Source organism: Mesorhizobium sp. CO1-1-8 (assembly GCF_020164875.1).
Classification (GTDB): Bacteria; Pseudomonadota; Alphaproteobacteria; order Rhizobiales; family Rhizobiaceae; genus Mesorhizobium.
Window position 1 is genome coordinate 114,545 of record NZ_JAIUGZ010000002.1, and the last position, 12,790, is coordinate 127,334.

Consider the following 12,790-nt stretch of genomic DNA (forward strand, 5'->3'; position numbering starts at 1 on the left):
TGTTACACTCCTGCTAGGTCGAGTTCATGAGTTGGGCCGGTTTGCTGTGCTTGCCGGTTGGCTTGGCTCCGCCACGCCTGGAACATCAACGCGGACCACAATTCGCGCGAGCGGTTCTGGCCATCAATGTGATCGCGCCAGCAGGCGTCGATCTTCGCAGGGTCCAATACGTCACTGCTTTCGGTTCGCATGTCGGCGAGAAGATCGGTGGCCCAGTTGCGCAGCGGACCCCGTAGCCATGCAGCGATAGGGACATCGAAGCCCTGTTTCGGACGCTCGATCAGGTGCTGCGGGAGATAGCGGCGCAGCAATTGACGAAGGATCCATTTGCCGGCGCCATCACGAACTTTCATGTTGGATGGCAGCCGCCAGGAGAATTCGACAACGCGGTGGTCAAGCAGAGGACACCGGCCCTCAAGGCTGTTGGCCATGGTGGCACGGTCCAGCTTCACCAAGATATCGCCGGGCAAATAGCCCGTCATGTCATCGCACAGAAGACGGGAGAGCAGGTCGTCAAGCGGCGGACCGCCATAGCCGTGGATTGGTTCGGTCGGCCGCCGATGTCCCAGGTTTTCAGCCTGTGGCCGCGCCAGCCGCTGAAACAATTCGTCTTCATTCGATGCCGTGAGCAGCCGGGCGAGACGTTCCATCCGGTCGCTTCGGATAAAGTGCCTCGCGCTCGCAGAAAGCGGCAGTTTGCCAACGACTTCGTCACGTCCCGCGCGTGCGAAAAAACCTGCCCCCGCCGCCAAGGTTTGGCGCACTTGTCGGGGCAGGCGCAGGTGTCGTTTCAGCCTCTCCGCCATGAAGTGGCGGCCGTATCCTGCGAAGCATTCGTCACCGCCGTCGCCCGACAGCGCTACGGTGACGTGCTGACGAGCGAGCCTGGCAACGAGCAAGGTCGGTATCTGCGATTCATCGGCGAAGGGTTCATCCCAGACCTGCGGCAACTCGGGAATGACGTCACGTGCGGCGCTGGGCGAGAGGTGAAGTTCGGAGTGGTCGGTACCCAGATGACGGGCAACGGCCGCTGCGTATGGAGCTTCATCAAAGCCGCCCTCCGCGAACGAGATCGTGAAACTGCGAACCGGCTTGCAGGATTGAGCCTGCATCAAGGCGATCACGGCTGAACTGTCGATCCCCCCCGACAGGAAGCCGCCTAGAGGGACGTCGGCGATCATGCGTTCCCGCACGGCCAGCCGAAGCCGGTTGTCCAGTTCGTCAACCAGATCTTCGTCGGTGCCGGTGGCGGGGTTCCGTCGCCCGTCGGCAGCAACGTCAGCCAGTGACCACCAGCGGTGAACGCGTTGGGAAAGACGGTCCGCGCTGCGGTCTTCGGCAAAATTCGCCGCGGTGACGGAAAGGACAGAACCGGGTGGCAGTTTGAACACGCTTCGCCAGATACAGCGGTAGTCCGGCACCCATCCCGTTGAAAGCATTGCGGCCGCGGCATCAAGATCAAGGTCGGGAGAAAAGCCCGGAAAGGAGTTGATCGCCTTCAGCTCAGAGGCGAAAACCAATGCATCTCGGGTCGAAGCAACATAGAGGGGCTTTTTGCCCATTCTGTCGCGGGCCAGATAAAGGCTTCTTGTCTTCAGATCCCACAATGCGAACACGAACATTCCGGCAAAGCGCTTGAGGGAGGTCTCAAGCCCCCAATGCTCGATTGCGCTGAGCATAACTTCAGTGTCGCTGGCACCTTGAAAGGTTTGGCCCGCACTCTCGAGTTCGCAACGCAAATCGCGGAAATTGTATATCTCACCGTTGAAGGTGATCACGTACCGTCCGCTGGCGGAATGCATCGGCTGGTGCCCGGCGGCTGACAGGTCGACAATTGCCAATCGCCTGTGGCCCAGTGCGATTCCAGCTTCGCGATCGGCCCAGAGCCCTTCGCCATCCGGGCCCCGGTGACGCAGCGATGCGGTCATCCGCCCGATCGCTCTGAGCGGCCCTATGTCTGTGGCGTCGGAAGCCAATAGAATTCCCGCGATCCCGCACATTAGGACACCCTCGGTTCAGCAAGCCGGCGCCGAAGTGCGGTCGGATTTCCGGCTACGAGGCAGAAAGCCAGCGAAAACCACACGATCGGATGGCGGATGATCAGGTGAGGCATGCTGAAGATTATCGTCGACGCACCGAGCACCAGCAGCGCGTCGAATCCCGCTCGCCAGGCAAGCGACATGGCGGCTCCCACGATCCAGACCAATGCCATCACGGCAAGCAATCCGCCCTGCAGGTAAAGGTCGAGAACGGTATTATGGGCCTCGAAGGGTCGCTGCAGAAATTGACGGTCGGCGACGGGCGGGCGCTCGAGGTGGGGGCCAGGGCCCAACCCCAGGGACCCGGACTTCAACCCTTTTTCCACGGCCTCCTGCCACAGGTAGAGCCGGAGTTCGAACGTTTCGAGTGTCGCTTCCCCACCCTGGTCCTTGGTAAGGCTCTTGGCAAAATGGGCGACGCTGGCCTCTTCGGTGAGCGCGTACGGCGTCATCGCCAGCGCCAGAGGCAGGGACCCCGCCAAAAGCACAATTGCTGCCAGACGGGGCAGGCTGGCGCGACCGCTCGTTGCGATCCATGCACGAAGCCGCAATCCGAGAAAGACGAGGCAGCCCAGGATACTGGTGTAGAGATAGGTGTCGCTCTTCGTCAGCCGGCCGACATAAAAGGTCAGGATCAGGCTGGAGAATGCGAGCAAGCGGCGCCATGGGTTGCGGGTGGTCGTGGCAAGGTGCAAAGCCAGGGGGCCAAAAAGCGCGCAATAGAGCGCAAGTTGGTTCGGGTTCTCGGACCAGCCACGGAACCTGTCCCAGAACCAGGGATCGACGCCGGACTGGTGGGCTACCCCAAATGCCAGTCCCAGCTGAATTACGAAGCTTCCATTGGCGATGGCAATCACCCACCAGGCACTGCGGCGAAGGTGACGATCGGCGTCGGGCTCCGCGGCCGCCAGGCATGTGAAGCCGGCCAGCAGCATGTAGGCCATCACGTCATGTACCAGCCCGGTCAGGTAAAGGACGGTGGTCAGGTAGCCGACGATCGTGCCGATTCCCAACGCCAGCGACAAGATCAGCCAGAAGCTCGCCAGTTGCACAAAAGCGGGTGTGACCTGGAGACGACCCCCAGCGAATATTCGTCCAATCGCCAGAACGATCCAGATCGCGATGAACAATTCGCCATAGCCGAGCGGCAATCCCGGAACGCCCAGTTGCGTCGCATAGGACATCGCAACTCCCAGGGCAAGCAAGGCGTCCCGGATCATTGACGTGCTCCGCCCCGGTGATCTGCGAGGCTGCCCTCAAGTGCGACAGCAGGTAGCGGTCGCGGAAGCCTCGCGCGGAGTGTGTTTTCGTACAGGTCGCAGTACTGATCGACCACCAACGGCAGGGCAAATCGCTCCCGCACAAGTTCAGCGGAACGGGCGCCCATCGCCTTGGCCGCAGCGCGGTCGGACAGCAAGTCGATTGTTCGCGAGGCAAGAGCATCGGCATCATGCGGTGCGACCAGATAGCCATTCCACCCGTCTTCAACGACGTCTCTGCAGCCTGGCATCCTGGAAGCCACGATTGGCAGTCCCGCAAGCCCCGCTTCCAGCAACACACGCGGTACTCCTTCGCGATACTGCGTGGGAAAGGCGAATACATCGGCCATGCCAAGGAGATCAGCTACATCGCGCCGTGGCCCCAAGGCCAGCACATGAGGTGCGTGCCGATCGATCTCCGACTTGTCGATTGCGAATGAGCCTTCGGATTCTCGCGGACCGACAAGCACAAACCGTGCTGCGGGTCTTTCGGCCACGATGCGAGGAACCGCCTTGAGGAGGGTTCCCACACCCTTCTGACGGGTCAAGCGGCCGACGAAGATCACCACTTCGGCGGACTGAAGGCCGAGTTCCCTACGCATCTTCGTTGCCGAGGACCCGAGATGGCGCACCGTTGCGAACGCATCGACATCGATTCCGGAACTGCGTATCAGTCGTGAGCTTCCGCGACCGATCAGCCGAAAGCGCTCGAAAAACAGTTGGTCGTCGCGATTTTGGAAAACGGTCGCTGCCGTCCAGGAAGACGCAAGCCATTGCAGTGCGCAATAGACCGGACGCAACGCCAAGGCACGAGGCTCCAGCGATGAGAACGTCCATCCCAGCCCGTTGATTGTGCGAATGACCGGGACGGTTCCCCGTACCGAAAGGGGCGTCAACAGATTTGGCTTGGTGTCGAAACTCTGGATGATGTCAGGCTGAAGCTCCCGAATCAAACGGCGCATCGTTCCGAGGGCCCGCCATTCCCCGCCGCCAGATGCAAACCGGTCGAAGGAGAATCTGTGATGCGAAATGTCATGCCGTAGAAACGGTACGGGAGACCCGCTCGAGACCGCCGTAACGCGAAAGCCCTTCTCTCGCAGCGCGATGAGGAAGGGAACTCTCAAGGCGTGATCCTCGCCTCCCACGCAGACCAGATGCGGGTTCATCTGCCTCTCCCACGCGCACATGGCAGTCAAGTCGAGGAACCGATCGGCTCTCGATGCTGCCATCGCCCGGTTTCACCACCTCTGAGCGCATGCGCCCGAGTGCACGCTATGGTGAGGCCAGGTTCCTGTCCTCGTCCGTTTGAATGACACCCATGATGTTGGAAAGGATAGCGACTGGTAGGTGCTCAACTGGAGCAAGACGTGATGCTTGGGTTTTCGCGGTTGGCCGATGAGCGCAGAAGTTTCCCGACGCTTGATTTGCGTGGCACCGTGCAGACGAAAGTCGGCGAGGCGCTAACGCCTCGCCGACATTTTTTAAGGCATTCGTCGTTGGGCTGGTTCAGGTGACCAGGAAGGACGATGCGGTAATCGACAGATGTGGAGAGAGGGTCGCGAAATGGATCTGGTTTGCCCCTCCGACGCCGTCGCTGTCGAATGAAAGAGCTCCCGTCGCACTGTTGTAGACAATGTGGTCGGAACTGTCGTGCGCAGCTTTGCCGGCGAAGAAAGCCTCCGACGAGAGGCCACCCTGATCGAGGCCGGCAAAAATGGAATGATCGAGGTGGATCTTGTCCTGGGCTTTGTTGAAATCGGTGATCCTGTCGACATTTCCGTCGCCAAGCGCGGTGCTGAAAACGAAGACATCGCTGCCGCCGCGGCCGGTCAAAGTGTCGGCTCCGCCGCCACCGTCGATCTTGTTGGCGCCAGCGTTGCCTTTGACGGTCTGAGCGAACTCATTGCCCGTCAGGTCGATTGCGGCCTTGCTTGACGCCTTGCTGGTCGCGAGTTGCTCGATGTGCGAGCCAGCCGATAGGGCGAAACTCACAGAAGCGAGGACTTTATCGATGCCGCCGCCCTTCTGCTCCACCACTTTGTCGTGAGCATTGTCGACGGAATAGGTGTCATTCCCGCCATATCCGGTCATCTTGTCGGCGCCACCACCACCATTGATCTTGTTGGCGCCGCCATTCCCATAGATGGCTTGACCGAATTCGTTGCCGGTCAGGTTGATGGACGCCCTGCCACCCGAATTGGCGGTGGAGAGCTGTTCGACATGTGATCCCGCCGTAAGAGCGTAGCTCACCGAGGCCGCGACCTTGTCGAACCCCCCGTTTGGCGCTTCCATCACCTTGTCATGAGCATTGTTGACGAGATATTTGTCATTGCCCGTGGTTGCGTGAAAAACGTCTGCGCCGCGCGTGCCATGGAAAACATGATCGCTGCCCGACGGGGCCGGCGCTGCGGGAGCAGGGGGGCCGGCGTGAGTTGGAGGCGTGGTCGGTGTGCCGACCGGATCACCGACCGGCGGGGTGACAGGATCACTAACCGGGGGCGAGGCCGGGGCATGGGTGCCCTCGAGATTGTGCTGAAGGAAAAAGGCTTTCAGTTCCGAGGCGCTTTCAAGCGCGGTGTCGCCATTCTGCGTTCCCCATTTATAGGTATAGTCAAAGGCCGGTGACGGAACCAGTGCGGCCCAACGATCAATCATGGCCTGCTCCTGGGCAGCGGTGGGCATGACAAACTTGCCCCCGGCGCTGGTTTCCCAGTTGCCACCACCGAACGCCTGGTAAAGCGGGACGATCTTGTCAATCGGGATGCCCGCTTCACCGGCAGCCGCTACCATCTTGTCGATATGAGTGTAGTCGGGAGCAGAGGTGTTATTGATGGGGTAATAGCCGATGCCGTAGAAATCGATGCCCGTATTCGCCGGATTGTAAGCGGCGTGGGACGGGTCATTCGGGTTCATGTAGCTCGGGGAGCCATCCGTGCCCAGGTTCATCATGGTGATGAAGGTCTTGGCGCCTGGAAAATGAGAATGGATCCAGTCGGATTCCGCCTTTAGGTTTGCAGCGGTTGCGTAGCTGCCCCACTTGCCTGTCGGATCAGGCTCGTCGCTAAGGTAAAACCCGAACACATCCGGATTGCCTATGAAGGGCGTGACTTTATCAATGAAAGACGAAGTTACTCCGTCGTGCTCACCGAGATAAACCAAGCCTTTCATGCCGTCCGGTAAAGCATTGACTTGCGAAACGTATTGAACATCAGCCAGATTGAATCCGGCGGTTGCGATCTCGGCGGCTGATCCACCGGACGCGTAGTGGAGTGTCATCCAAAAATCCTTTAGTTGATTCGGTTAATGCCCCACGTCTGCTTAGTTGACGGCGCATATTAGGCCCAAATCAAATACGACACCCGCTGGATAGAATCTTTGATCGCCGACAGGATTGGTGCACAGCAGGAAATGTCCTGCTTCGGCCAACCGAAGTCTTTTAAAACGGTGCCGCAACAACAACATAACCCCCTCTCATCCGGCTCATTGTTGAGCCGCGTGATTGGGAAATATCCGCCTTTCCCGACCGGGTTATCCCCAATTAGAGGAAAGCCAATGGAGGTGCCTCGGCACATAACCTTGTAGCTCAGCCGCCGACTTGGCGATCGAAAGATCGTGCCGCTTGCGGCGGGAAGCGGCCACCCGTGGCTGCTTTAGAAACACTTTGTGCCTTGATCCTATTTAAAAAATCTATGGCCCAACTCTCGTTTGAAATATGATCCGATCCAGCGCATGGAGAAAAGGTCATCTCTCCAAAATATATATCCCCATTAACGCTGTACAAATCAACCCTGACAAACTCAAGATCTCTAGATATCGTTTCCGCAATCTCAATCATTTTTTCGAGATTTTCCGGCCTTTCTACGTTTTCTGGTATGTCATAACCGTACATAACATCAATCTGCTTAAAGTCCGGAAGAGAAAAAACAGCTCTCTTATGATCAACAAATCTACCGACGTCGACCTGAAGATAAACTGCCTTACCGCGAACACAAAAGAATTTGTAATCACTTAATTCTACTCCGGTAGAAATGTTATCTTCAATAATTATCTTCTTTTCCATTTTATAATATTGCGTCTCTCGTCCAATATTGAAATACGACCTCTTAGAAAAATTTAAGAATTCCTCTATGGTTTTCCTGTTGAGCGGCTTGTCGAGAAATATCACTTTTCCGGAGGAATGGGTCGGCTTCATCACGAAATGACGTCCGATGAAAGGCTCGGTCCAAAGTAGAATATCATCTGCCGTTGTATTTCTATCTACCTTGAATACAGAAATCGTCTTTGGGACTTTTAGGCCCGCGATTCCACCAACTATGTACTTGGCGTAATGCTTATCAACGCATATCTTCTCGAGATAACCCCATCTATTCCGTATCATTCTGTCAAAGATAAAATCATTTATCGTGGCAGATTGGCTGGAAACCCGTCTTGGCAACCTATTGTTTCCGTTAAAGAATCCGGCGGCTGCTATGGGGTAGTTCAGAACGTAAAAATTCGGGGTGATCAAGCTGACCCTATATATCGTTTCCCAGACAGCTCTTCTTAATTTTCGATACTTCTTTTCCACGCCACACCCCACTACGTTTCGAATTCAGCCCAACGCACAGACTAACGCAGCCTCCGCTCTGATAACGACGATGGCGAAGGCGCGATCCGGCTTCTTGGGCAGATTGGCAGCCGTCGCAGCCGAGGCGGGTTCGAGCCCGTCGGCCAGCGCGCCCCGAGGTGAACGAGCCCTTTATCCAGTCGCCATCCTGCGCATGAGCTAAACCCAGAATACGGTCAGGCTCGATCACTGTCCTCGTCCGTTTGAATGACGCATGCTGCGCGCCGGCCTGACGGTCGTCCACTTGCCGCCGCTGAAGTCTGGAGGACTGGACGATCTTGTCGATCGGGATGCCGGACTTAACTGCGCACCCATGGCCTTATCTTACGCAACGGAGTGCCAACCAAAGATCATTTGGTTGATTCGGTTAAAGCCCTTGTCTGCTCAGGTGAGTGGTGTAATCAGGACGAAATCAAATACAAAATACAGAACGATAAAAGGTTTGATTGATCTAAGTTGTTGCTCCGTATCAGGTATTTTGGGCCGCGGACCGCGGCGTGTTTGAAAGTGTATGGAAGCAAGGACATAGGCCTGTTTTGCGTGTTCCGTTCTGGACTGCGTTACTAGCGCGAACTGCCGTTTTTTTTGGAGTTATCCCCAGCCTGTGCACGCCGCGGGTCGCGTTGCGCTGGTCCCGCGCCACGAATCCGCTGCATTTTCCTCAAAGTCGACGTATGTAAGCAAAGCGTAATAGGGGGGCGACGGATAGCGGCTGCTATGCGCACCAAGAAAGGTTTGAGCCATCACAACGTACGGAAGTAACGGCGCGGCAGTGTCGCGCGAACGACCGCTGGTCATGAAAGCATCGGGGGCCGGTTCTCCCGAGCTACGTTCCGCCATTCTCGCCTGCATGCCTGGGCTGCTTGGCGTGGCGTTGTTCTCGGCAGTGATAAACATTCTCGCACTGACCGGTTCGGTCTATATGTTGCAGATCTACGATCGCGTTCTGCCGTCGCAGAGCGTTCCCACCCTGGTGGGATTCACGATCGGTATGCTGGGCCTGTATGCGGTCTACGGCCTCCTGGATTTCGTGCGGCTTCGCGTGCTGGTCCGCATCGGCAGCCGGCTCTATAGGAATTTGCAGCAAAAGGTGTTCTCCATCTCCCTGTCCTTGCCGCTCAAGGCCGGGCGTGATGCGGGCCGTCTGCAGCCTTTGCACGATCTTGATCGACTGCGCGGCTTTCTTTCAGGAACGGGACCGACGGTCATCTTCGACGCCCCGTGGATCCCTTTTTACCTGGTGATCATTTATTTGCTCCATCCTTCCCTCGGCCTGCTGGCAACCGTCGGCGCGATCGCCGTGGTCCTCCTGACGGCGGTTGCGGAAGTCTTCAGCCGTGGTCCGGCCGCGCGCGCCTCCGAGGAGTTGTCGTCGCAACGGGCGCTTGCCGACGCCGCCCGTCGCAACGCCGAGGTCGTTCATGCAATGGGGCTTTCTGGTCGACTGGCTCGACGCTGGAGCGACGTCAGCCGCGCATATCTGGCCCAGCAGGAACGCCTCTCGGATGTCGTCGGTGGCGCCAGTTCCTTCTCGAAGGCGCTTCGCATGGGTCTGCAATCCGGCGTTCTGGGGCTCGGTGCTTACCTGGTCATCGGCGGTGAAGCTTCTCCTGGGGTGATCATCGCATCTTCCATATTGCTCGGCCGGGCCTTGGCCCCGGTTGACGCGGCGATCGCAAACTGGAGAGGCTTTCTTTCGGCCCGGCGCAGCTATAGCGAGCTGGCAGCTGTCATGACTGCATTTGGCAGTCAGGACGACCCGATGGAATTGCCTCGCCCACAGACACGATTTGCCGTCGAGCAACTGACAGTCGCGCCGCCCGGCCTGACAAGACCGACCGTTGTAAATGTAAGCTTCCACCTGTCGAGGGGCGCTGGAATGGCCGTCGTCGGTCCGAGCGGCTCCGGCAAGACGACGCTGGCCCGTTCGTTGGTCGGGGTGTGGAAGCCGCTCCACGGCTCGGTGAGATTGGACGGCGCCTCTCTCGATCAATGGAACTCGGAACAGCTTGGCGCCCATATCGGCTACATGCCGCAGGACGTGGAGTTGTTTGACGGCACGGTAGCAGACAACATTTCGAGGTTCCGAGGCAAGACGGATCCGAAAGGCGTCCTTGCGGCGGCAAGAGCAGCCGGCGTCGAGAAAATGATAATGCAACTCCCTCAGGGATTTCAGACCCGCATCGGCGAGGGGGGAGCTGCCCTGTCGGCAGGGCAGAGGCAACTCGTGGGCCTCGCCCGAGCTCTTTACGGCGAGCCGTTTCTTGTCGTGCTCGACGAACCGAACTCGAACCTCGACGTGGACGGGGACGCTGCCCTGGCCGGCGCCATACGGGCAGTGCGTCAGCGCGGAGGCATCGTCATTGTCGTTGCGCATCGTCCCTCAGCACTCGCGAACATCGATCAGGTGCTGGTTATGTCGAATGGAACGGTTCATGCCTTTGGCTCGCGCGAGGAGGTCCTGGCGAACGTGCTCCGACCTTCACCGCCTGTTTCACCTCGGCCATCTTCTTTGGCGCCGATGCCGGGGGTTGCCGGGCATGCATGAGGCTCTGCTCGAAACATTCGTCACCTTCTCCTCGTATGCTCGGACCCTTCGTGGCAGCAAACAGCCTGCCGTGAATTCGCCGGATCTGCCGGACGGTATACGAGCCAACCTGATATTCGGTTTGGTGATCACAGGTCTGCTGGTCCTTGGCGGCGGCCTGTGGCTGGGGTTGACCAACATCGCCGGCGCTGTGGTTGCACCAGCCACCGTGGTGGTAGAAACCAACGTCAAGAAGGTCCAGCATCAAACCGGAGGCACAGTGGGCGGGATCTTCGCGCAGGACGGAGATCATGTACGAGCCGGCGACGTGCTGGTCAGGCTGGATGACACGCTGACTCGCGCGAACCTGCAAATCATCAGCGAGGATCTCGATCGCGCGACCGTCCGCCTCGCCCGGCTGGAGGCCGAGCGCACGGGCCTGGCGGAAATGCAGCTGCCGGTCGGCCTGAAGGCGCGAATGAACCAACCGGAGCTGGCTGCGCTCGTCAATGGCGAGCGCGCTCTCTTTGAAACGCGCGCTTCGGCTTTGTCTGGGCAGAAGGCACAGTTGAGAAGCCAATCCCAGCAACTTGAACGTCAGATCGACGGGCTTAAAGCGCAACAGAGCGCTGTGGATGAATCGGTTGCTCTGCTGAATAAGGATTTCGCCGACGTTGATTCCCTCTACGCCAAAAAACTCGTCTCCAAGGAGAGGGTGAGCAACATCAAGCTGGATGCGACCCGGGCCAGGGGAGAATCGGGGCGCCTCGCTGCATCAGTAGCTGAAGCCCAGGCGCGCATCAGCGAAACGGGGTTGCAGATGCTGCAGCTGGATGACCAAAGGCGCACTGACGTGACGACTGAACTCCGCGAGACGGAAGCCAAGCAGACCGAACTCAACGAACGCAGGATTGTGGCGCAGGATGAATTGACCAAAACAACGATCCGCGCGCCGCAGTCCGGAACGATACAGGAATCGGCTGTCCACACTGTCGGCGGCGTTATCGCGCCTGGCGAGATGCTTATGACCATCGTACCTGATGCCGACGATCTTGTGGTGGACGCACTGATCCCTCCGTCGCGGGTCGACGACGTCCGGCCTGGGCAGCCGGTATCGATCCGTTTTCCGGCGTTCGACGTGGGAACCACTCCGGTCTGCCAAGGGTCGGTGAAACACATCTCGGCAGATCTGATTAAAGACCCGCAACGTCAGCTTTCCTATTTCTCGGCGCGTATCAAGGTCGAAAGCAAATCGAACTGCCTGACTGAAGCGAAGGTGCTGAGGCCAGGTATGCCCGCCGAGGTTCATATCCGCACCGACGAACGCAATGTCTGGTCTTATCTGTTGAAACCCTTTGCGGATCAGATGTCCAAAGCGTTTACGCAGTGATGGCGAGGTGGAGGAGGGCGTAACCAATAGGATGTCGGGATTTCTGGCGGCCCGACGGCTTTTGGGGGCGGGCGGCCGTCGAGCCTAACCGGCGACGCGGGGATGAAGCGCCTCCGGCTGGAGGAAACATGCGCGTTATGTGACGCTACCGCATCATTCGAATAGCGCGCCAGCTTGTCCGCTGTTGGCAGTGTTTTGCTCAACGAATAAACGAACGCGGATGGCGTCTTGAACGCCGCCCGAACGGAACCGCAAGATCACCCATTAAAGATGACCTTGCTATGGTGCGGATGGTCGGGACCCAACCGCCGGAGGCGCCGTCGATGGCAGGAGCTGGCGCGGCCAAGGGGCGCTATGTCGGCTGGACTACCGCCCCCAGACGACGGCATTCTCGTGCCGTTTGATGATGTGCTTCAGATTCTCGAAGGCGGTCGTGGCGTGGCCCGCTGACCCGGCGCAGGATGCCGAGTGAGCGGCTGGGCTGCGGGATTTCATAGGGCAGCACGGTCACCCGGTTTTCCTTGCGCCGTGCGAAGACCACGGAGAATGGCAGCACGGCCAGCGCATCGGTTTCGGCAAGGAAGTTGATCACGCTCATCAGCGGAAGAGCGGCTCACCCACCCGCGCCTCCAGCATGGCCAGCGATCGGCTGACCACCGGCTGGGTCAGGCCCAGCATGGCGGCTCCTTCCGACACGCCCCGCCTGCATCCAGCACCGCGGCGAGCTGCATCAGGTGGCGCTCGTTCAGCTTCATAGGAGGTGCAGCCGGACGAGGTCCCCCGGAGGCGCATTCGCTGGTCTATCTCGACCGTCGCTGGCATCGCCTGCACTAGGAACTGGATGGGGTGGCTGAGCTTCTTGAGTCGTCGCCTTTTCTTTGCACGGCGCCGAAGCGGCGCGGGTTGTCCGGTCGTTGCGCAGGGAACTCGCAAAGCCAGTCGAAGCGCTTCCGGCGTCAGTCGCACCGC

At 58.9% G+C, this 12,790-nt stretch carries 8 protein-coding genes and 1 pseudogene; 2 read left to right on the forward strand and 7 right to left on the reverse strand.

Going from position 1 to position 12,790, the window contains the following annotated elements:
* Positions 1-2: 2 nt before the first annotated feature.
* From asnB to LB558_RS03990, 5 genes are all read right to left on the reverse strand, one after another.
* Complete coding sequence (gene asnB / locus LB558_RS03970) at positions 3-2,000, reverse strand: asparagine synthase (glutamine-hydrolyzing) (RefSeq protein ID WP_224696320.1); 1,998 nt, start codon at positions 1,998-2,000, stop codon at positions 3-5.
* Entirely contained in the window at positions 2,000-3,259 is a 1,260-nt protein-coding gene (locus tag LB558_RS03975; RefSeq protein ID WP_224696321.1) for an O-antigen ligase family protein, read from the reverse strand. The genes asnB and LB558_RS03975 overlap by 1 nt, the downstream gene beginning before the upstream one ends.
* Positions 3,256-4,464, reverse strand: coding sequence for a glycosyltransferase family 4 protein (locus LB558_RS03980; protein ID WP_224696322.1), 1,209 nt, complete (start codon positions 4,462-4,464; stop codon positions 3,256-3,258). Before LB558_RS03980 ends, LB558_RS03975 begins: the two co-directional genes overlap by 4 nt.
* 340 nt (positions 4,465-4,804) lie before the next feature.
* Positions 4,805-6,574 (reverse strand): calcium-binding protein, encoded by a 1,770-nt coding sequence (locus LB558_RS03985; RefSeq protein WP_224696323.1) that lies wholly within the window; start codon positions 6,572-6,574, stop codon positions 4,805-4,807.
* A 307-nt stretch (positions 6,575-6,881) separates the two neighbouring features.
* Positions 6,882-7,865: an ATP-grasp fold amidoligase family protein gene (locus tag LB558_RS03990; protein ID WP_224696324.1), complete on the reverse strand. Its 984-nt coding sequence runs from the start codon at positions 7,863-7,865 to the stop codon at positions 6,882-6,884.
* 835 nt (positions 7,866-8,700) lie between these two features.
* Between LB558_RS03990 and LB558_RS03995 the strand changes: the two genes are divergently transcribed.
* Together LB558_RS03995 and LB558_RS04000 are read left to right on the forward strand one after the other, a co-directional pair.
* Positions 8,701-10,452 carry a type I secretion system permease/ATPase gene (locus LB558_RS03995; RefSeq protein ID WP_224696325.1) on the forward strand — a complete coding sequence of 584 codons (1,752 nt, stop codon included), beginning with the start codon at positions 8,701-8,703 and terminating at the stop codon, positions 10,450-10,452.
* Entirely contained in the window at positions 10,445-11,821 is a 1,377-nt protein-coding gene (locus LB558_RS04000) for an HlyD family type I secretion periplasmic adaptor subunit (protein WP_224696326.1), read from the forward strand. The genes LB558_RS03995 and LB558_RS04000 overlap by 8 nt, the downstream gene beginning before the upstream one ends.
* A 352-nt stretch (positions 11,822-12,173) precedes the next feature.
* On the opposite strand, the gene LB558_RS04005 is transcribed toward LB558_RS04000, so the two are convergent.
* Both LB558_RS04005 and LB558_RS33020 read right to left on the reverse strand, forming a co-directional pair.
* On the reverse strand, positions 12,174-12,419 hold the full coding sequence (locus LB558_RS04005; protein ID WP_224696327.1) for a hypothetical protein: 246 nt from the start codon (positions 12,417-12,419) through the stop codon (positions 12,174-12,176).
* A gap of 5 nt (positions 12,420-12,424) precedes the next feature.
* A pseudogene (locus LB558_RS33020) lies at positions 12,425-12,576 on the reverse strand (helix-turn-helix domain-containing protein); the annotation flags it as partial.
* Between the last annotated feature and the right edge of the window lie 214 nt (positions 12,577-12,790).